Below are 19,252 nucleotides of genomic sequence, written 5' to 3'. Positions count from 1 at the left end.
GTGCGGTGCCGGTGTGATGCGGTGTCGTGCCGGTGCGGGGCGGGCGTGGGTGTGGGCCTCAGCCGCCGTCGCCCAGCGCCACGACATCGCCGATCACGATGACCGCCGGCGGCCGCACCTCTTCCGCCCGTACGACCTCCGCGACCGTAGCGAGCGTCGCGTCCACCCTGCGCTGAGCCGCCGTGGTGCCCTCCTGGATCAGGGCGAGAGGCGTGTCGGGCGCCTTTCCGTGCTCCATCAGCGCGCGGGCGATCGAGCCGATCTTGTCCACCCCCATCAGCACGACGAGCGTGCCCCGCAGCCTCGCGACCGCCGCCCAGTCGACCAGCGAACGCTCGTCCTCCGGCGCCACATGGCCGCTGACCACGGTGAACTCGTGCGCCACCCCCCGGTGCGTCACGGGGATCCCGGCCGCGCCCGGCACACTGATCGAGCTGGAGATGCCCGGTACGACCGTGCACGCGATGCCCGCCGCCGCGAGCGCGTGGGCCTCCTCCATCCCCCGCCCGAACACGAACGGGTCGCCGCCCTTGAGGCGCACCACGGCCTTGCCCGCCTTCGCGTGCTCGATCAGCGCGTCGTTGATGGCCTCCTGCGCCATCGCGCGGCCGTACGGGATCTTCGCCGCGTCGATCAGCTCGACGTGCGGCGGCAGCTCGTTCAGCAGGTCGCGCGGGCCCAGGCGGTCGGCGATCACCACGTCCGCCTCGGCGAGCAGCCTGCGGCCGCGCACCGTGATCAGGTCCGGGTCGCCGGGCCCGCCGCCGACGAGGGCGACCCCGGGGGTACGGGTGCGGTGGTGCGGCGCGGCGAGCGTGCCGTCGCGCAGGCCCTCGACGATGGCGTCCCGCACGGCGGCGGAGCGGCGCGGGTCGCGGCCGGTGAGCACGGCGACGGTGACGCCCTCGCTGCGACCGGTCGCGGGCGTCCACGCGGTGGCGGCCTCGGCGTCGTCGCTGCGCACGCACCAGATCCTGGAGCGCTCGGCCTCGGCGGACGCGGTCCGGTTGGCGTCGGGGTCGCTGGACGCGATCAGCGCGTACCACGCGTCCTGGAGGTCGCCCTCCTGGTACCGGCGGCGCTCCCAGCGGATCTCCCCGGCCGCCGCCATGGCCTCGACGGACGCCTTCGCCGACGGCGAGACCAGCAGGACATCGGCGCCGGCCGCGACGAGCGCCGGCAGCCTGCGCTGGGCGACCTGACCACCGCCGACGACGACTACGCGCCGCCCGGACAGGCGGAGTCCTACGGGGTAGGCGTGCTGCTCGGCGTGCTGGGCCATGTCGGTGGGGACTCCTCGGGGCGGCTTGAAGCGGCTGGTGGGACGGGGTGTGGTCCCGTGCCCACTTTACGGGGGGCGGGGTGGGGGGCTGGGTGCGGTGCGGGTGCGCGGTGCGGTGGTGGTGCGGGTGGTTCGTTGTGGTACGGGGGCCGGGGCACTCCGGAGGCGCATGTCCGGACGGCATGCTGTGCTTTTCCGGGGGACACCCCCGGCCCCCCGTACGCCGCGTGCGGGCCTGTGCCTCAAGTGCGGGCTGCCGAGCGGAACAAATCACGCTTTATTGTCCGGACACACACCTCCTGCGACCCCGGCCCCCTCCCGCCGGTGGGCCCAGCACCCCGCACGGCTGATGGGAATGGGGCGGGCGGGTGCGGGCCGGTGGGCGGCCCCCACGTCTGTGGCGGGCGGGGAAGGGGGGCCCGCAGGGGGTGCGTCCGGGACAATAAAGCGTGATTTGTGGCGCACACGACCCGCAGGAAAGCACCTGGCCTGCACGCGCCGTACGGGGGCCTGGGGGTGTCCCCCAGACAAGCACAGCATGCCGTCCCGGATGTACCCCCGGAGGGACACCCGGCCACCACCCGCACACAACCACCGGGCCCAGCCAACAACGCACCACACCCCGCCGCCGCAAGACGGCCCCGCTACTTTTCCGTTACCCCCGCCGAGTCGAACGTCGCGACCTCGTGCATCGCGCGTGCCGCGCTCTGGATCACCGGGAGTGCCAGGAGCGCCCCCGTGCCCTCGCCCAGGCGCAGGTCGAGGTCGACCAGCGGGCGCAGGCCGAGCTTGTTGAGCGCCGCGACATGGCCGGGTTCGGCGCTGCGGTGGCCCGCGATGCAGGCCGCGAGGGCCTCGGGGGCGACCGCTCGGGCGACCAGCGCGGCCGCGCCCGCGCTCACGCCGTCCAGGAGGACCGGCGTGCGCATGGACGCGCCGCCCAGCAGGAAGCCCACCAGCGCGGCGTGTTCCAGGCCGCCGATCGCCGCGAGCACGCCGATGGGGTCGGCGGGGTCCGGCCGGTGGAAGTCGAGGGCGCGGCGTACGACGTCGACCTTGCGGGCGTGCATCTCGTCGTTGATGCCCGTGCCCCGCCCGGTGATCTCCGCCGGGTCCTGGCCCGTGTAGACGGAGATCAGCGCGGCCGACACGGTGGTGTTGGCGATGCCCATCTCGCCGGTGAGCAGGGCCTTGTTGCCCGCGGCCACCAGGTCGCGGGCCGTCTCGATGCCGACCTCGATCGCCGCGAGGACCTCCTCGCGGGTCATGGCGGGGCCCGTCGTGAAGTCGGCGGTACCGGCGCGGACCTTGCGGGGCAGCAGGCCGGGGGTGGCCGGGAGGTCGCTCGCGACGCCCACGTCCACGACGCAGACCTCGGCGCCCACCTGGTTCGCGAACGCGTTGCACACCGCGCCGCCGCCCAGGATGTTCGCGACCATCTGGCCGGTGACCTCGCGCGGCCACGGGGTGACGCCCTGGGCGTGCACGCCGTGGTCACCCGCGAAGATCGCGACGGCGGCGGGCTCGGGGATGGGCGGCGGGCACATCCGCGACAAGCCGCTGAGCTGGGCGGAGATGATCTCCAGCATGCCGAGCGCACCGGCGGGTTTCGTCATGCGCTTCTGACGTTCCCACGCCTCGCCCAGCGCCTTGGCGTCCAGCGGGCGGATTCCGGCGACGGTCTCCTGGAGCAGGTCGTGCGGCTCCTCGCCCGGCAGGGCCCGGCGGCCGTACGTCTCCTCGTGGACGACCCAGGACAGCGGGCGGCGCTTGGACCAGCCCGCCTGCATCAGCTCGGGCTCCTCGGGGAACTCGTCGACGTATCCGACGCACAGGTACGCCACGACTTCGAGGTGATCGGGCAGCCCCAGCGAGCGGACCATCTCGCGCTCGTCGAAGAAGCTGACCCAGCCGACGCCGAGCCCCTCGGCGCGGGCGGCGAGCCAGAGGTTCTCGACGGCGAGCGCGGAGGAGTACGGCGCCATCTGCGGCTGGGTGTGCCGGCCGAGGGTGTGCCGGCCGCCGCGCGTCGGGTCGGCCGTGACGACGATGTTGACCGGGGTGTCGAGGATGGCCTCGATCTTCAGTTCCTTGAACTGCTTGGCCCGGCCCTTGGGCAGCGAGGTGGCGTACGCGTCGCGCTGCCGCTGGGCCAGTTCGTGCATGGCCCGCCGGGTCTCGGCGGAGCGGATGACGACGAAGTCCCAGGGCTGCGAGTGACCCACGCTGGGTGCGGTGTGCGCGGCCTCCAGGACACGCAGCAGCACCTCGTGCGGGATCGGGTCGGAGCGGAAGCCGTTACGGATGTCCCGGCGCTCGCGCATCACGCGGAGTACGGCGTCGCGCTCGGCGTCGTCGTACCCGGACGCGGCGGCCGTGCCCTCCGAAGGGGCCTCGGGCTCGGGAGCGGACTGCTCGGGCGCCACCGCCTCCTCGGGCTGCTCGGGCTCGGGGGCGACCTCCACCGCCGCCGCCACGGGCGCGGGCTCGGCTTCCGGTTCGGGTTCCGGTTCCGGTGCGTCCTGTACGGCGACGGGCTCCGGCTGCGGCTCCACCGGGGCCTGCGCCACGGCGACCGGCTCGTCGGCGGCGGGGGCCTCGGCGGCCACCGGCGTCGGCTCGGGTGCGGCCTCGGGCTCGGGCTCCGGCACCGCCTCGGGCTCGGGCTCCGGCACCGCCTCGGGCTCGGGCTCCGGCACCGCCTCGGGCTCGGGTGCGGGTGCGGGTGCGGGTGCGGGTGCGGGTGCGGGGACAGCCTCGGGTGCGGCCTCCGCCTCGGGGTGCGGGAGTTCTTCGGCTACGGCGGGTTCGGGGGCGGCCGGCTCGGCCTGAACCTCGGCCTCGGGCTCCGGCGCGGGCTCAGGGGCGGTCGCCTCCACCGGCGGGGCCTCCTCGGGAGCTACGGGCGCCTCGGCCACCGGTTCCGCCGCTGCCTCCGGTTCGGCCGCCCGCTGTGGCTCCGGGGCCTCCTCCGGCGTCGGGGCGACCGCGTCTGCTGGGGTCTCCGGGGGCGCCACCGCCTCGGGCACGGCCTCCGGCTCAGCCACGACCACCTCGGGCGCGACCGCCTCCGGCACGACCGCCTCGGGTACCGGTTCCGGTTCCGGCGCGGCCTCCTCGGGTGCGACGGGGACCTCGGCCGCCGGCTCCGGCTGCGCCGGGATGTCGGGGATCTCGCCGAGCTGCGGGCCCGGCAGTGCGGCGGGGTCCTCGCTCGGAACGTCCGCCGACTCCGGTTCCGCGACGGGCTGAGCCTGCGGCTGGACCTGGACCTGCGGCTGCGCCTGGGGCTGCGTACGGACCGCCTGGGTGGGCGCGCCCGCCGGGCCCCGGTCGGCCAGCGAGCGGACCACGCCGCCCGTCGGGTCGGGTACCTGGGGGCCCATGTGCAGCGGCCTGCGTGCCGGAGCGGGCGCTGCGGCCGGTGCCGTGGCCTGGGGGCGCGCGGCAGCGGGAGCGGGCGCCGGGATGCGTACGCCGTTGAGGTCCACCGAGCCGGTGTCGCGGCCCCCGGCCTCGTGGGCGCCCGGCTGGTGCGGGGCCTGCTCCGGGTCGGCGGGTGCCTGCGGCTGCTGTCCGGCGGCGGCCTCGACCGGCTCGGCCACTGCCTCCGACGGGACCTCGGGCGGCGCCTCGTACCCGTCCGGCGCCTGTGGCTGGATCTCCACCTGGGCCGGTGGGACCGGCTCCGCCATCGGCGCCGGCTGTTCTATGGGCGGTGCCTGCGGCACCTGGGGCTCGACGCCGGGCTGTTCGGGAGCCGCGTACGCCTCCGCCACGGGCTGGGCGTAACCGTCCGGGACGGCGTAGCCCTCCGGGACCGGCGCGTATCCCTCCGGGACGGCGTAGCCCTCGGGCACCGGCGCGTAGCCCTCCGGCACCGCGTATCCGGCGGGCACGGCGTAGGCCGGCGCCTCGGCGGGGATCACCTGCGGGTTGTTCCACCCGCCCTGCGCGCTCGGCATCAGGAGGATGCCCTCGTCCTCGGGTACGGGCTCGACGGAGTCCAGGTAGGTGTACGCGCCGGGAGCCGGGGTGCCCGGCTGCTCCACCATGCCTGCGTTCTCCGGCAGTCCCTCGCCCGGGACCTGGCCGGTGTCAGTCATGCGTACCCCTCGCCCATGTGAATCTGCTCCTTCGGCCCATCAACCGGGGCGCCCGATCCGCGACGCTTCCGGCGTCCGTCATTAACAACGAGCGTGGGCGCCGTGCGGCACGCACGACGGCCTGCTGTGGGCTGCGCCACGTCGCGCGTCCCCCCGGTTACCGCCGTACCACATCAGCACCCAAAACGGGCCCCTTTTCCGGACATTGACGAACGAAGCGACGAACGCCCGGCTGCGGTACAACGATCGGCCAGCCTACCTCGCGCGGCCCGGCGACGGGGTCAGGGGGCGTTCTCGGGTCGCCGTCCCGAGACCAGGAAGACGACGGAGCGCTCACGTTCCGACCAGGCTCCGGTGTCCAGGTCGACGGACTGGAGCAGGGCGCACTCCACCGCGTAGCCGCCCTCCGCGAGGGCCCTGCCGACGGCCTCCGCCTCGTCCCTCGTCGCCGCGTGGGTGACGATGCGCTCGGGCCTGCGGTCGGCGCAGGCGATGACCACGTCGATGCCACCGCCGCCGATCCGTACGACATCGGGCTCGGGCAGCCGTTCCAGCACGTGCGGCGCCCGGCCCTGGACCACCTGGAGCTGGACGCCGGCACGACGGGCGGCGGCGGCCGTGCTGGCGCAGGCGCCCGGCTCGTCGTCCACGGCGATCACGGCGGCGCCGAAGCGGGCGGCCTCGGTGGCGAGCGCGCCGCTGCCGGAGCCGATGTCCCAGATGAGATCGCCGGTCCTGGCGCCGATCCTGGCCAGCTGGGCCGCGCGCAGCCAGGTCGACTCGCCCTCGTCGAGGTCGATGCCGTACTCCTCGGTGGGCAGCGCCCAGCCGCGCACGGCCGGCGGGTAGCCGGGGTCGCGGCCGGCGATCCAGCCACCGGGCGGGGAGACGGCGGTGCCGATCCCGCCGATGACGATCACGACGTTGGGGTCTCGCCAGACGTGGTCGGCGGCCTTGTCGGAGGTGAGGACGGTGACCTGTTCGCGGTCGGTGCCGAGTTCCTCGCAGATGACGAAGGTGCGGTGGACTCCTTCGAGGAGCAGCGCGAGTTCGGCGGGCCCGGCGCCCGGGGAGGTGAGCACGGCGACCTTGGTGTGCGCCCGGCAGACGTTGACGGCGCGGCGCAGCGTACGGCGGTGGGCGACGACGATCTGGGCGTCGTCCCAGGCCATCCCGGCGCGGGCGAAGGCGCTCGCCACGGCGGAGACGGCGGGCACGACTTCGACCTCCAGGCCGTGCTCGGGCGCGCGCAGGGTGCGTACGACGCCGAAGAAGCCCGGATCGCCGTCGGCGAGGACCACGGCGCTGCCGCGGTGTCCGGCGATCCTGCGGGCGGCCAGGTCGATGGAGCCGAGCCGGATGCGTTCGGCGTCGGCGGGCACCTCGGGGAGAGCCAGATGGTGCGCGGTTCCGGCCACCAGGGTCGCCGCCGCGAGGGCGGACCTGGCGGCGGCGGTCAGGGGCGAGCCGTCCCAGCCGATCACCGTGACGCGGTCGGCCATCGTCGTCAGTCTCCTGGAGTTGTCGTGGTGGTGCGGGGCGTGACCGGCGGGTGAGGGGGCGGGGCGCGTGGGCGGGGCAGGGTGAGAGTACCGGTACCGGCTGTGGGCGGCTGCCGTCAGTTCCAGTCGGTGAAGGACGCGTAGCCACCGGCGTCCGCCATCTGTTCGGCGACGCCTTCGAGGTCCTCGGGCAGCAGGCTCCAGACGATGAGGTCGGTGCGGATGTCGGTCCAGCCGCCGTCCTCGGTCTGGATGCGCGCTATCCAGGCGTTGCGCAGAACGCCCTCGCTGATGCAGCCGATCTTCTGGGCGACCTGCTGGGAGGCGGTGTTGCCGGCGGGGGTGCGTACTTCGATGCGCTCGAACTTCTGGTCGCGGAAGAGCCATTGGGCGACCGCGAGGGCCGATTCGGTGGCGTATCCCTCGCCGCGGGCCCAGGGGGCGGTGACGTAGGCCGCCTCGGTGGCGAGCGCGTGCCAGTTGGTGCGGCGCAGCCGGACGACGCCGACCAGCCGCTGGGTGAGGAACTCGGTGACGGCGAAGGCGATTCCGTGTCCCCTGAGCCGTTCGGCGGAGGCGATGGTGCCGACCCAGTTCTCGGCGTCCTGGCGGGTGTAGGGGTGCGGCACCGAGGTCCAGGCGGTGACCATCTCGTCGTTCATCATCTCGATGTGCGCCGGGATGTCCGCCGGTTCGAAGGGGCGCAGCACCAACCGCTCCGTGCTGATGGAGATGTTGGGGAAGGTGCTGGCCATGCGCCGCTCCGTAGCCTCGGGAACCTTCGGGCCCGCGGGAAAGCTTCGGGCCTGCTGAACTGCCCAGCATGGCAGCATGGGGCGCTCAGTCGCACCACGGGGTCCGCACCGGGTGCTGGTGCGGACCCCGTACGGCGGCAGGGACGGTCAGCCTGAAGTGACCGGCAGGACCGAGCCCTTGTACTTGTCCTTGATGAACGCGCCGACCTCGGGCGAGGTGAGGAGCTTCGCGAGCTTCTTGACGCGCGGGTCGTCCTCGCCGCCCTTCTTGACGGCCAGGATGTTCGCGTAGGGGTTGTTCTCCACGGACTCCAGGAGGATGGCGTCCTTGGCGGGGCTGAGTCCCGCGTCCTGGGCGTAGTTGTTGTTGATGACCGCGGCGTCCACGTCGTCCAGGGAGCGGGGCAGTTGGGCGGGCTCCAGCTCCTTGAACTTCAGGTGCTTCGGGTTGGCCGTGATGTCCGAGGGGGACGCGGTCGTTCCCGTGCCCTCCTTGAGGGTGATGAGCCCCTTGGCGGCGAGGAGTTTGAGGGCCCGCCCCTCATTGGTGGTCTCGTTGGGCACGGCGACGGTGGCCCCGTCTGCGAGCTCGGCGATGTCCTTGATCTTCTTCGAGTAGACGCCCATGGGCGGCAGGTACGCCTGGACCACCGGGACCAGGTCGGTGCTCTTGGACGCGTTGAACTCGTCGAGGAAGGGCTTGTTCTGGTAGAGGTTCGCGTCGAGCGAGCCCTCCTGGAGCGCGGTGTTCGGGAGGACGTAGTCCGTGAACTCCTTGATCTCCAGCTTGAGGCCCGCCTTCTCGGCGAGGTCCTGCTTGATGTACGACAGGACCTCGCCCGCCGGCACGGCGGTGGCGCCGACGACCAGGGTGTCGGTGTCACCGCCGCCGCTGTCCGAGCCCGAACCGCACGCGGTCAGGCCGAGGCCGAGGGCCAACGCGGCGGCTGCCGCCGGGATGACGTGCTTGCGCATCGTGGGCCTTCCTGCGGAGTCGGCGGGATCAGAAGGACGCGATGACGGAGCCGTCGTACTTGTCCTCGATGAACTTCTTGACCTCGGGCGAGGTGAGGAGCTTCGCGAGCTTCTTGACGCGCGGGTCGTCCTCGCCGCCCTTCTTGACGGCGAGGAAGTTGCCGTACGGGTTGTCCTTGGCGGACTCCAGGACGAGGGCGTCCTTGGCGGGCTTGAGGTCGGAGGAGATGGCGTAGTTGCCGTTGATCACCGCGGCGTCCACGTCGCCCAGGGAGCGCGGGGTCTGGGCCGCCTCCAGCTCCTTGAACTTCAGGCTCTTCGGGTTCTTCGCGATGTCCTTGATGGTCGCGTCGTTGCCCGCGCCGTCCTTGAGGGTGATGAGCCCGTCGGCGGCGAGGAGCTTGAGCGCCCGTGCCTCGTTGACCGTGTCGTTCGGGACGGCGATCGTGGCGCCGCTCTTGAGGTCGTCGACCTTCTTGATCTTGTGGGAGTAGAGGCCGAGCGGCTCCAGGTGCACCGTGACGACGGGCACGATGTGGGTGCCGTTCTTCTTGTTGAAGTCGTCGAGGTACGGCTGGTTCTGGAAGTAGTTGGCGCCCACGGACCCGTCCTCGGTCGCCGTGTTCGGCGTGACGTAGTCGGTGAACTCCTTGACCTCCAGGTCGAGCCCCGCCTTCTTCGCCAGGTTCTTCTTGACGAAGTTGAGGATCTCGGCGTGCGGGGTGGGGCTCGCGGCGACGATGAGCGGGCCGCTGGTGTCGGAGGCGGAGTCCTTGTCCGAGCCGCAGGCGGAGAGGCCGAGGGTGAGGGCTCCGGCGGCGAGGACGGCTGTGGTGACCTTGGCGACGTTACGCACGAAAAGTGCCTTTCCTGAAGGTGGGTCGACCCCGCGACCGGCAGGGTCCGGCGCGATGCGCCGTCGTTGAGGGGGTGGTGGGCCGGGTGTTGGTCAGGCGGTCTTGCCGGCGTCCGCCGTCGCGGGCTCCTTGGCCTTGGGCAGCCGGATCCTCGGCGCCGCCCCGGAGTGGCCGCCGCGCCGGCGCAGCCGGCTCGCGGCGAAGTCTCCGGCGAACTGGATGACGGAGATGACCACGGCGAGGATCGCCACGGTGATCCACATCATTCCGGTCTCGAAGCGCTGGTAGCCGTAGCGGATGGCGATATCGCCGAGCCCGCCCGCGCCGACCGTGCCCGCCATCGCCGAGTAGCCGATGAGGGCGACGATTGTGGTGGTCGCCGAGGAGATCAGCGAGGGCAGCGATTCCGGCACGAGGACCTTGCGGACGATGGTCCAGGTACTGCCGCCCATCGACTGCACGGCTTCGACGAGCCCGCCGTCCACTTCGTGCACAGCCGTCTCGACGAGGCGCGCGAAGAAGGGGATGGCTCCGACGGCGAGGGGGACGATGGCGGCCTCGCGGCCGATCGTCGTCCCGGTGATCACCCGGGTGAAGCCCATCAGCGCGACCATCAGGATGATGAACGGCATCGAGCGGGCGACGTTCACGATCTGCCCGATGACCCTGCTCGCCACGGTGTTCTGGAGCAGTCCGCCGCGGTCGGTGAGGACGAGCAGGATACCGAGCGGCAGACCGCCGACGATCGCGATGAGCGTGGACCAGCCGACCATGTAGAGCGTGTCCCAACACGCCTGCGTGAGCAGGGGCTGCATCTCGGACCAGGTCACTTGGCACCGTCCTTCACCGGTTCGGGCCCCTGGCCCGGGACATCGATCTGCAGACCCCGCTCGCGCAGGAATCCGATCGGCACGACGTTGTCCTCGTAACGGCCGGGCAGCTCGATGCGCATCCGGCCGACCTGCTTGCCGCCGACGGTGTCCATCGCGGCGCCGAGAATCGAGATGTCGATGTGGTGGACGCGGGCGAGCTGCGAGACGACGGGCTGGGTCGCGGCGTCGCCGTGGAACGTCACGTCGATGACGGTGCGGTCGTCGCCGGAGGCGTCGCCGCTGACCGGGAAGAGCGCCGCGGCCAGCGCGGAGCCGGGGGTGGCGAGGATTTCGGCGACCGTGCCCGACTCGACGATGCGGCCCTGCTCCATGAGCGCCGCCGAGTCGCAGATCGTCTTGACGACCTCCATCTCGTGCGTGATGAGCAGCACCGTCAGTCCGAGCTGCTGGTTGAGGTCGCGCAGCAGCTGGAGGATGGAGCGGGTGGTCTCGGGGTCGAGCGCGCTGGTCGCCTCGTCGGAGAGCAGCACCTTCGGGTTGCCGGCCAGCGCGCGGGCGATGCCGACGCGCTGCTTCTGGCCGCCGGAGAGCTGGGCGGGGTACGCCTTGGCCTTGTCGGCGAGGCCGACCAGCTCCAGCAGTTCGAGGGCGCGGCGGGAGCGGTCCTGGCCGCTGAGGCCGAGGATCTCCAGCGGGAGTTCGACGTTGTCCTGGACCGTGCGGGAGGACAGCAGGTTGAAGTGCTGGAAGACCATGCCGATCGAGCTGCGCGCCCGGCGCAGCTCCCTGCCCGCCCGGCGGCCCCGGCCCGCGAGGGCGGTGAGGTCCTGACCGGCCACGGTCACGGTGCCGGAGGTGGGGCGTTCGAGGAGGTTGACGCAGCGGATGAGGGAGGATTTCCCGGCGCCGCTCTGTCCCACGACGCCGAAGACCTCGCCCTCGCGGACATGGAGGTCGACACCGTCGAGGGCGGTGACCTCGCGGCCGCGCGACTGGGCGGACCGGTAAACCTTCGTCAGGCCCGTAGTAGTGATCACAAGGGGGGTATCCGTCACTGTCGAGTGCGCGGCGAAGGGGTACGCCGGGCACGGGCATTCGTCGTGGCCACGCGGCACGCTGCTGTCGCGGTGGGTGGACCGGTGAACCAGCGTGTGCGCGGGGGCGGGCCGGTCCGGGCGCCGTCGGGCTCCCTGGCCGATGACCAGGTCCTCATGGCGTACGGAACCGGCGTGGCCGCGCGGTCTGTCGGGTCTCGCTTCGGGGCGCGAGGCTCAGGCAGGGGCCCTCAGATGGCGCACATTCGACACAGACAACGAGCACCGGGCGTGGTGATCGCCTCGGTCGCGGGGGCGCGGTAGCTCGTCGTGGTCATGCGGTAAGTAAAACAGACAGGAGGGCCGCTCAACCGAGACTGTCCGCATGGCGGGACGATCCGTCGCAGCATATGGACAGCCCGGTCCGGGCACCCGGTCGGTACGGCCGTGCTCAGCCGATGGTACGGATCTCCACGCCCCCCGCGGTGACCTGCACCGACAGGGCCGAGAGGTCGGGTACGACGAGGTCCGCCTCCAGCTCGGCACGGTCATGCGTTGTGGCCAAGGCCACGGTCCTCATCCCGGCGGCGCGGGCGGACGCGAGACCCGCCGGGGCGTCCTCGAAGACCACGCAGCGCGCCGGGTCCACGCCGAGCCGCGCGGCCCCGAGCAGATAGGGCTCCGGATCGGGCTTGCCCCGGCTGATGTCGTCCGCGGCGATCATCGTCTTGGGCCGCAGGCCCACCGCGGCGAGCCGCGCCTCGGCCAGCCGCCGGGTCGCTGAGGTGACCACGGCCCAGCGCTCGGCGGGCAGGGCGGCGAGCAGCTCGGCGGTGCCGGGGAGCAGCACGACTCCCCCGTCGACGTCGTCGACCTCCAGCTGCTCGATACGGGCCACCGCTTCGGCGACCCGGTCGGCGGGCAGCAGATCGGCGGCTATCTCGGCGGCGGGGCGGCCGTGCAGCCCGACCCGTGCGAACTCCTCGGCCGTGACGCCGTACTCCCGCGCCCATCGGGTCCAGCAGCGGGTCACCGAGGCCAGGGAGGAGACGAGGGTTCCGTCGTTGTCGAACAGCAGGGCTTCGGCGTGGATCGTCATTGGACCGACCCTACGTGGCGGCTCCCGGCGCGCGGCTCCGGGCTCCCGGCGCCGGAGTGCGGGTGCGCGGGAAGGCGCGGGGGTGCGCGCTTCGCGCCCCTTACCCCGTAATACGCTCAGGGCCATGCTTGTCGCCCTGACGGTCACCCTCTCCGTGGCCGCGCTCGCTCTCGCCGCCTGGTGCGCTCACGCCGCCTACCGCGACCAGCCCACCAAGGACTGGCACTTCATCGGCATGGCCGTGGTGTCGGTACTGGCACTGGCCCAGCTGGTGGTCGGGATCGTGCGGCTGGCCCGCGGCGAGCAGGCGCACGACGGCTCGGTGATCTTCGTCTCGTATCTGATCGGCGCGCTCTTCGCGGTGCCGGCCGCCGGGTTCCTCTCGCTCTCCGAGCGGACCCGCTGGGGCTCGGTGACGGTGGCGGCGGGAGCGGTCGTGCTGGCGGTGCTGGAAGTGCGGCTCCATGACATCTGGAAAGGCTGACGACATGACGACCGAGGTGTCCGGGTCCGGGACCCGGCTGGTCAAGGGGCCCGGCCTGCTGCTGCTCTGGCTGTACGGGGTGATGTCGGTCGGCGCGGTCTCCCGGTCCGCGTACCAGATCGCCACCGAGTTCGACCGCGCGCCGCTGGCCTACACGCTCTCCGGGGTGGCGGCCCTCGTCTACGCGTTCATCACGTACACGCTCGTACGGGGCGGGGAGACGGCGCGCAAGGTCGCGCTGGCGTGCTGCGCCGCCGAACTCGCGGGGGTGCTGATCGTCGGCACCTGGACGCTGGTGGCGCCCTCGGCGTTCCCCGACGCGACGGTCTGGTCGGACTACGGCATGGGCTATCTCTTCATCCCGGTGCTGCTGCCCGTCACCGGCATCCTGTGGCTGCGCGGGCGCGCGACGCGGCGGTGAGAGCCCGGCAGGTCCGGGGGCCCGGGTGATGGTCCAGGTCGTCCGGGTGATGGTCCGGGTGGTCCAGGTCGTCCGGGTGGTGGTCCGGGTGGCTCGAGCGGCGGAATCCCCTTCCCCGTCCTTCGCGCACCGCCGGGGATTCCGCCCTCACGTCAGGCGCTGGCCACGTACGCCCCGGCGCCGGCCGGCTTTTCCAGGGTGACGAGCCGCACTCTCGGCCCGGCCTCCTGGGTCGCGACGGGCGCGTAGCCCCGGCTGCGGTAGAGCCGCAGACTGCCCTCGCCGCGATGGCCGGTGAACAGCTGGAAGCGCCGGGCGGCCGGCTCGGCCGCGAAGTGCGTCTCGATGGCGTCCAGGAGCCGTCCGCCGAGACCGTGCCGGCGCAGCCTCGGATGGACGATCAGTTTGGCGATGCGGGCGGTGCCCGTCGCGTCGACACTGCCGCGCACCGAGGCCACCACCTCGTCGCCCAGACGTGCCACCAGGCCGTGGCCTCGGTCGAGTTCGGCCCGCAGGTCGTCGAGGGTCTGGGTGAGCGGCTCGATGGTGTAGTCGCCGTACAGCTCCGCCTCGTTCTGATAGCACAGGTACTGAAGTTTCAGGATCTGTTCCGCGTCCTGCGCACTCGCCGCTGAGATGGTCACGCTCATGCCCATGTGTGCATGCCTCCCGCTCACTTGTCCGCCCACTGTCTATCGCTCCTTTCCCCCGAGTTCAGCGGCCGCAATCTCGGCCGCGAGCATTCGGCGGAGGCATCCCAGACATCTGGACCGCAAGGGGCCCAAACTGCCCTGTGACATACCCAACTCCCCGGCGATCTCGCGGTAGGTGGGGTCTCTCGGGGAGAGCATCGCGGTCAGGATCAGCGGGCAGCGGCCCGGTGTGCGGCCGACCGCCGCGCGCAGGGTCCGCTGCCGGTCGGTGCGCAGCGCGGCCCGTTCCGGGTCGGACTCGGGCCCGGTGGCGGGCTCGTCGCGGCGCCGGTAGGCGTGCTCGCGGGCGGCGGTCCGCCGGGCGCGGCGCGCCTGCGCGCGGACGGCGTCGCGCACCCACCGGGCCGGATCCCCCGGCGTCCCCGCGTCGGCCGGCCGCTCCAGCAGCCTTACCCAGACGCCTTGTTCCAGGTCGCCGGGGTCCATCCCGGCCGACGGCGCCTCGGCCGCCGCCTCGGCCCGGACGAGCGGAAGCAGCACGCGTACGAGGTCGGCCACGGTGAGGGGCACGGGCACGGGCGCGGACGACAGGTGCGCGGACTCGGGGGCGGGCAGGGGCTCCGGCGTCGCGGCACGGGGCGGGGTGACTCGTACTGGCGTCATGTCCGGCGGGACGACGGGGGCCGGCGGACGGTTGCGCCCCGGCCGGACAGTCACCCGACCGGGGCACGCGCGTTCAGCGGCTGACGAAGTCCGCCCGCGCCAGCAGTCCGGTGTCCGGGTTGTCGGTGAAGATGCCGTCGATGCCCTGCTCGAAGTAGGCCCGGAAGGCGCCGAAGGCGTCACCGTAGGCGTTGGGGTCGCTGCCGCGCCGGAAGTCCGCCGGCAGGAAGGTGTTCTCGTCGCGCAGTGTGTACGGGTGCAGGATCAGCCCCTTCGCGTGGGCGTCGCGCACCAGCGTGGTGGGCTCGGTGAGCCTGCCCTGCGCGTCCTTCGGGATGATCAGGTCCAGCGTCGGGCCGATGCCCTGCGCGAAGGACGCGATCCATTTCAGTCCCTCGGGCGTGATGAGATCGGCGACCGTGCGCGGGTCCCCGGCCGTGCGCAGGTCCCACGGGCGGCCGGCCGCCGCGTCGAGCAGGACGACCCGCGGCGAGGAGACCAGCTTCGCCATCCGCCGCATGCTGGTCGGTTCGAAGGACTGGAGGAAGATCGCGGAGTCCGCGCGGTCGCGGCCGTAGGCGCGCAGCAGCTTCGCGAAGCGCTCCTCCAGGCCGAGGCCGATGCTCCGGAAGTAGGTGGGGTGCTTGGTCTCGGTGTAGAGCCAGACCCGGCGGCCCCGGCGGCGGCCCTGCTCGTCGGCCCAGCGCAGCACCTCTTCGAAGGTGGGGACGGACCAGCGGCCGTCGTACAGGGTGTTGTGCTGCCGGACGCCCGGGATGCGCTCCTTGGCGCGCAGCGTCTTCAGCTCGGCGAGGGTGAAGTCCTCGGTGAACCAGCCGGTGAGGCCGGTGCCGTCGATGCTCTTGGTGGTCCTGCGGCTCGCGAACTCCGGGTGGTCGGCGACGTCCGTCGTGGCGCTGATGTCGTTCTCGTGACGGCACACGAGGTGTCCGTCCTTGGTGGGCACCAGGTCCTGCTCGATGACGTGCGCGCCGAGGTCGAGGGCGAGTTGGTACGAGCCGAGGGTGTGCTCGGGACGGTAGCCGCTGGCACCCCGGTGTCCGACGATCGTGGGCACCGGCAGGTCCCGGCCCGGCGCGCCGCCCGCGCCGTGGCCGAGCGCCGCCGGGCCGTCCGCGGCCTGCGCCGCGGCGGGCAGGGCCAGGGCCGCCGAGCCGAGCACCGCCGCTCCCAGTACGGTCCGCCGGCCGGGCGTGTTCCGCGCACCCTGTGTCATGAACGCTCCTTCGTCGGGGTCCCGCGCCCGGTCCGTCGTCGCCGGACGCGGGCCGAGCGTAGGGCGCCGTGCCTTCCGTACGGGAGACCGCGGCCGAACGTGGCGCGAACACATGTCAACAGCGCGTATCCAGTCAGTGAACCGGATGTGCGCCCACCGCGACCCGGGAGTATCGTCCTCACCTGCATGGATTTAGTAGGCCATCCAACAACCGCCCCACCGACACCGGAGGACCCGTTGTCCCGCTTCGTGCTCATCAAGGCAGTGCTCCGACCGATCATGCGCCTGATGTTCCGCACCCGGGTGGAGGGCGCGGAGAACGTTCCGGGGAGCGGCCCTGTGATCCTCGCGGGGAACCATCTGACGTTCATCGACTCGATGATCCTGCCCCTGGTCTGCGACCGTCAGGTCTTCTTCATCGGCAAGGACGAGTACGTCACGGGGAAGGGGCTGAAGGGCCGGCTGATGGCCTGGTTCTTCACCGGCGTCGGCATGATCCCGGTGGACCGGGACGGCGGCAGGGGCGGGGTCGCGGCGCTGATGACGGGCCGCCGGGTGCTGGAACAGGGCAATGTCTTCGGCATCTACCCGGAGGGCACCCGCTCCCCCGACGGCCGCCTCTACCGGGGGCGTACGGGGATCGCGCGGCTGACGCTGATGACGGGCGCGCCGGTGGTGCCGTTCGCGATGATCGGTACGGACAAGCTCCAGCCGAACGGTTCGGGCATGCCGCGCAGCGGCAAGGTGACGGTGCGGTTCGGCAAGCCGATGGAGTTCTCCCGCTACGAGGGCATGGACCGCGACCGGTATGTGCTGCGGGCGGTGACGGACTCGGTGATGACCGAGGTCATGGAGCTGTCGGGACAGGAGTACGTGGACATGTACGCGACCAAGGCCAAGGCGGCGTGACCGGCGCGCGGGGGTAACCGCGCGCGGGAGCGAAGTTTCAGCGGGACTCCTGGCCCCGGACCGGTCCGCCGGTCCGGGGCCGGTCCCGTACGCGCCGCTCAGTGCTCCCCGTGCTCCACGCCGTCCTCCAGCTTCTGGCCGCGCAGCAGGAACCAGGCCGCCACCGCCGTGGCGAGCAGCACGACCGCGCCCACGCCCGACGCGAGCCGCAGGCCGTCGACGAACGAGTCCCGCGCCGCCGCCAGCAGCTCGGCGCCCAGCGGCCCGGGGAGTCCGGACGCCTCGTCGAAGGCGCCGCCCAGCGATTCGTGCGCGGCGGAGGCGGTGCCCGCCGGGACGCCGGGCGGGGTGGGGAAGTCCCGGTAGACGCCGGTGACGATGGAGCCGAGCAGCGCGATCCCGAGCGCCGCGCCCAGTTCGTACGCCGTCTCGGAGACGGCCGAGGCCGAGCCGGCCTGTTCGGTGGGGACGCTGGAGAGGATCACGTCGGCGGTGACGGTGAAGGAGAAGCCCGCGCCGACGCCGACGATCAGCAGGACCGCGCCGAACATCGGATAGCCGGTGGTCTGGCTGATGCCGGTGAGCGCCGCGAGGCAGACCCCGATGGCGCCGAGCCCGCCCGCGACCACGGACCGTACGGAGAAGCGGCGCGCGGCCCGCCCGGCGAGCAGCCCCGCCGTCACCGCGCCGACCGCGGCGGGCAGTTCGGCGAGGCCGGACTCCAGCGGCCCCCGGCCCTGGACGAGTTGCAGGTACTGGGAGAGGAAGAAGACCAGGCCGGAGAGGCCGAGGATCGTCAGCAGATCGGCCAGGACCGCGCCGGAGAAGCCCCGGTGGTGGAAGAGCCGCATGTCCAGCAGGGGCGAGGGAAGGGTGAGCTGGCGCCGTACGAACCAGAACAGCGCGCCCGCGCCGACCACGCCCACCACGGGCACGTCCCAGGCGAACCCGTGCGAAGCGGCCTCCTTGATGGCGTAGACGACACCGACGATGCCGACGAGCGAGAGCACCACGCTGAGCAGGTCCCAGGGGCCGGGAGCGGGGTTCTTCGACTCGGGCAAGGTCTTGGCGCCGACGATGACCAGGACGGCCATCACGGGCAGGTTGATCAGGAAGACCGAGCCCCACCAGAAGTGCTCCAGCAGGAAGCCGCCGACCACCGGGCCCACGGCCGCGCCCGCCGAGGCCATGGCGCCCCAGACGCCGATGGCGAGACTGCGCTCCCTGGGGTCGTCGAAGATGTTGCGGATGAGCGCGAGGGTGGCGGGCATCAGGGTCGCGCCGGCGACGCCGAGCAGCGCCCGGGCCACGATCATCATGTCCGGGGTGGTGGCGTAGGCGTTGAGCACGGAGATCCCGCCGAACGCGACCGCGCCCGTCAGCAGCAGCTTCTTGCGCCCGACGCGGTCGCCGAGGCTGCCCATGGAGACCAGCAGACCGGCGATGACGAAGGAGTAGATGTCGCCGATCCACAGCAGCTCGGTCCCGGTCGGCTTGAGGTCCTCGCTGAGGAACGGGGTGGCGAGCCCGAGCACGGTCGCGTCGACCGCCACCAGCAGGACGGCGAGGACGAGCACGGAGAGCGCGAGCCAGCGCCCGGGGCGGGGGCTGTACGCGCTCTCCGCCGTGGTCCCGTGCGGGCTGGTCATGGGTTCAGACTCCGGCGTGCTCCGCCGAGCAGCAACTCGACGATCATGTACTGGAAGTCCTTGGGCGCGACGCGGCCCTCGTGGATGGACCAGGCGCCGGCGCTGATGAGCCCGTACAGGGCCTCGGTCAGCCAGACGTGGCTGAGGTCGATCCGGAAGATGCCCTCCTCCTGACCTCGCCGGAACAGCGCGGAGAAGCGGGCGTCCGTCCGGTCCCAGCCGTCGTGGATGTCCCCCGTGAAGAGCTGGTTCTCGGTGAGGAGGAAGGAGAGGAGCCCCGCGGCGGGCTCGATCCCGGCGACCAGTCTGCGCAGCGCCTCGTCCGCGGGGCCCTCGGTGAGCCGGGCGCCGTCGAGCGCCGCCTCCATCTCCTGGATCCCCAGCTCCTCCAGGGCTTCGACCAGCGCGTCCCGCCCGGCGAAGTGCCGGTGCAACGTCGCACGCCCCATCCCGGCGGCCCGCGCCACCTCGTCCATGGTGGCGGTCGGCCTGCGGGTGAGCAGGGCGGCGGCGGTGCGCAGCACTTGGTCGCGATCGACGGTCATGAGGCGACCCTATCCCGAATGAGACATCGATGTCTCATTCGGGATAGCGGCGAACAGCGGCGATCCATGACGCGCGTGCATGGCGCCAAGGGGGCGCCGCCGACGCCGCTGTGGGTGATCGATGCCGCAGGCTGTCCGTCCGGAGCGGAGGAGCGACGCGGGGGAAAGGGCGCGGGGGAAAGGGGGGCTACCCACTCCTTTCCACTCTCAACGTATAGCGCACGGGGGGCCTTGCGGCAAGACCCCCG

At 72.5% G+C, this 19,252-nt stretch carries 17 protein-coding genes; 3 read left to right on the top strand and 14 right to left on the bottom strand.

Annotated features, from left to right (window positions below; all coding sequences use genetic code 11):
- Positions 1–58: 58 nt before the first annotated feature.
- From cobA to OG627_RS29405, 9 genes are all read right to left on the bottom strand, one after another.
- Positions 59–1,282, bottom strand: coding sequence for a uroporphyrinogen-III C-methyltransferase (cobA, locus tag OG627_RS29445; RefSeq protein WP_329070219.1), 1,224 nt, complete (start codon positions 1,280–1,282; stop codon positions 59–61).
- 644 nt (positions 1,283–1,926) lie between these two features.
- Positions 1,927–5,388 (bottom strand): nicotinate-nucleotide--dimethylbenzimidazole phosphoribosyltransferase, encoded by a 3,462-nt coding sequence (gene cobT, locus OG627_RS29440; protein ID WP_329070218.1) that lies wholly within the window; start codon positions 5,386–5,388, stop codon positions 1,927–1,929.
- Positions 5,389–5,669: 281 nt separating this feature from the next.
- On the bottom strand, positions 5,670–6,890 hold the full coding sequence (gene cbiE / locus OG627_RS29435) for a precorrin-6y C5,15-methyltransferase (decarboxylating) subunit CbiE (protein WP_329070217.1): 1,221 nt from the start codon (positions 6,888–6,890) through the stop codon (positions 5,670–5,672).
- A gap of 116 nt (positions 6,891–7,006) precedes the next feature.
- Positions 7,007–7,645 (bottom strand): GNAT family N-acetyltransferase, encoded by a 639-nt coding sequence (locus OG627_RS29430; RefSeq protein ID WP_329070215.1) that lies wholly within the window; start codon positions 7,643–7,645, stop codon positions 7,007–7,009.
- 147 nt (positions 7,646–7,792) lie between these two features.
- Positions 7,793–8,620 carry a MetQ/NlpA family ABC transporter substrate-binding protein gene (locus OG627_RS29425; protein ID WP_329070213.1) on the bottom strand — a complete coding sequence of 276 codons (828 nt, stop codon included), beginning with the start codon at positions 8,618–8,620 and terminating at the stop codon, positions 7,793–7,795.
- Positions 8,621–8,648: 28 nt separating this feature from the next.
- On the bottom strand, positions 8,649–9,476 hold the full coding sequence (locus OG627_RS29420; protein WP_329070211.1) for a MetQ/NlpA family ABC transporter substrate-binding protein: 828 nt from the start codon (positions 9,474–9,476) through the stop codon (positions 8,649–8,651).
- 93 nt (positions 9,477–9,569) lie between these two features.
- Positions 9,570–10,307 carry a methionine ABC transporter permease gene (locus tag OG627_RS29415; protein WP_329070209.1) on the bottom strand — a complete coding sequence of 246 codons (738 nt, stop codon included), beginning with the start codon at positions 10,305–10,307 and terminating at the stop codon, positions 9,570–9,572.
- Entirely contained in the window at positions 10,304–11,347 is a 1,044-nt protein-coding gene (locus OG627_RS29410) for a methionine ABC transporter ATP-binding protein (RefSeq protein ID WP_329070207.1), read from the bottom strand. Before OG627_RS29410 ends, OG627_RS29415 begins: the two co-directional genes overlap by 4 nt.
- Positions 11,348–11,795: 448 nt before the next feature.
- Positions 11,796–12,443, bottom strand: coding sequence for an HAD family hydrolase (locus OG627_RS29405; protein WP_329070205.1), 648 nt, complete (start codon positions 12,441–12,443; stop codon positions 11,796–11,798).
- Positions 12,444–12,567: 124 nt separating this feature from the next.
- Here OG627_RS29405 and OG627_RS29400 point away from each other — a divergent pair, with 124 nt between their 5' ends.
- Both OG627_RS29400 and OG627_RS29395 read left to right on the top strand, forming a co-directional pair.
- A complete protein-coding gene (locus OG627_RS29400; protein WP_329070203.1) occupies positions 12,568–12,927 on the top strand; it encodes a hypothetical protein in 360 nt (119 codons plus the stop codon).
- A complete protein-coding gene (locus tag OG627_RS29395; RefSeq protein ID WP_329070201.1) occupies positions 12,908–13,348 on the top strand; it encodes a hypothetical protein in 441 nt (146 codons plus the stop codon). The genes OG627_RS29400 and OG627_RS29395 overlap by 20 nt, the downstream gene beginning before the upstream one ends.
- 152 nt (positions 13,349–13,500) lie before the next feature.
- On the opposite strand, the gene OG627_RS29390 is transcribed toward OG627_RS29395, so the two are convergent.
- The 3 genes from OG627_RS29390 to OG627_RS29380 form a co-directional block, all read right to left on the bottom strand.
- Positions 13,501–14,004 carry a GNAT family N-acetyltransferase gene (locus OG627_RS29390; RefSeq protein ID WP_329070200.1) on the bottom strand — a complete coding sequence of 168 codons (504 nt, stop codon included), beginning with the start codon at positions 14,002–14,004 and terminating at the stop codon, positions 13,501–13,503.
- A gap of 36 nt (positions 14,005–14,040) precedes the next feature.
- On the bottom strand, positions 14,041–14,664 hold the full coding sequence (locus tag OG627_RS29385) for a sigma-70 family RNA polymerase sigma factor (protein WP_329070198.1): 624 nt from the start codon (positions 14,662–14,664) through the stop codon (positions 14,041–14,043).
- Positions 14,665–14,737: 73 nt separating this feature from the next.
- A complete protein-coding gene (locus OG627_RS29380) occupies positions 14,738–15,901 on the bottom strand; it encodes a glycerophosphodiester phosphodiesterase (protein WP_329070196.1) in 1,164 nt (387 codons plus the stop codon).
- Positions 15,902–16,087: 186 nt separating this feature from the next.
- On the opposite strand from OG627_RS29380, the gene OG627_RS29375 reads away from it, so the two are divergent.
- Positions 16,088–16,810 carry a lysophospholipid acyltransferase family protein gene (locus OG627_RS29375; RefSeq protein ID WP_329070194.1) on the top strand — a complete coding sequence of 241 codons (723 nt, stop codon included), beginning with the start codon at positions 16,088–16,090 and terminating at the stop codon, positions 16,808–16,810.
- Positions 16,811–16,908: 98 nt separating this feature from the next.
- Here OG627_RS29375 and OG627_RS29370 read toward each other — a convergent pair whose 3' ends face one another.
- Both OG627_RS29370 and OG627_RS29365 read right to left on the bottom strand, forming a co-directional pair.
- Positions 16,909–18,459, bottom strand: a complete 1,551-nt coding sequence (locus tag OG627_RS29370; RefSeq protein ID WP_329070192.1) for an MFS transporter — start codon at positions 18,457–18,459, stop codon at positions 16,909–16,911.
- On the bottom strand, positions 18,456–19,004 hold the full coding sequence (locus OG627_RS29365; protein WP_329070190.1) for a TetR/AcrR family transcriptional regulator: 549 nt from the start codon (positions 19,002–19,004) through the stop codon (positions 18,456–18,458). The genes OG627_RS29370 and OG627_RS29365 overlap by 4 nt, the downstream gene beginning before the upstream one ends.
- Between the last annotated feature and the right edge of the window lie 248 nt (positions 19,005–19,252).

The sequence above is a fragment of the Streptomyces sp. NBC_01429 genome (assembly GCF_036231945.1).
Classification (GTDB): Bacteria; Actinomycetota; Actinomycetes; order Streptomycetales; family Streptomycetaceae; genus Streptomyces.
The sequence above is the reverse complement of the archived record's forward strand: the minus strand, read 5'-3'. Positions and strand labels throughout refer to the sequence as shown.

Excerpts from the sequence above, each read along its gene's own strand:
- OG627_RS29365 (WP_329070190.1), bottom strand. The coding sequence starts at position 19,004 with ATGACCGTCGATCGCGACCAAGTGCTGCGCACCGCCGCCGCCCTGCTC.
- OG627_RS29385 (WP_329070198.1), bottom strand. The coding sequence starts at position 14,664 with ATGACGCCAGTACGAGTCACCCCGCCCCGTGCCGCGACGCCGGAGCCC.
- OG627_RS29430 (WP_329070215.1), bottom strand. The coding sequence starts at position 7,645 with ATGGCCAGCACCTTCCCCAACATCTCCATCAGCACGGAGCGGTTGGTG.
- OG627_RS29390 (WP_329070200.1), bottom strand. The coding sequence starts at position 14,004 with ATGGGCATGAGCGTGACCATCTCAGCGGCGAGTGCGCAGGACGCGGAA.
- OG627_RS29375 (WP_329070194.1), top strand. The coding sequence starts at position 16,088 with ATGGATTTAGTAGGCCATCCAACAACCGCCCCACCGACACCGGAGGAC.
- cobT (WP_329070218.1), bottom strand. The coding sequence starts at position 5,388 with ATGACTGACACCGGCCAGGTCCCGGGCGAGGGACTGCCGGAGAACGCA.
- OG627_RS29395 (WP_329070201.1), top strand. The coding sequence starts at position 12,908 with ATGACATCTGGAAAGGCTGACGACATGACGACCGAGGTGTCCGGGTCC.
- OG627_RS29400 (WP_329070203.1), top strand. The coding sequence starts at position 12,568 with ATGCTTGTCGCCCTGACGGTCACCCTCTCCGTGGCCGCGCTCGCTCTC.
- OG627_RS29380 (WP_329070196.1), bottom strand. The coding sequence starts at position 15,901 with ATGACACAGGGTGCGCGGAACACGCCCGGCCGGCGGACCGTACTGGGA.
- OG627_RS29405 (WP_329070205.1), bottom strand. The coding sequence starts at position 12,443 with ATGACGATCCACGCCGAAGCCCTGCTGTTCGACAACGACGGAACCCTC.
- cobA (WP_329070219.1), bottom strand. The coding sequence starts at position 1,282 with ATGGCCCAGCACGCCGAGCAGCACGCCTACCCCGTAGGACTCCGCCTG.
- OG627_RS29425 (WP_329070213.1), bottom strand. The coding sequence starts at position 8,620 with ATGCGCAAGCACGTCATCCCGGCGGCAGCCGCCGCGTTGGCCCTCGGC.
- OG627_RS29370 (WP_329070192.1), bottom strand. The coding sequence starts at position 18,459 with ATGACCAGCCCGCACGGGACCACGGCGGAGAGCGCGTACAGCCCCCGC.
- cbiE (WP_329070217.1), bottom strand. The coding sequence starts at position 6,890 with ATGGCCGACCGCGTCACGGTGATCGGCTGGGACGGCTCGCCCCTGACC.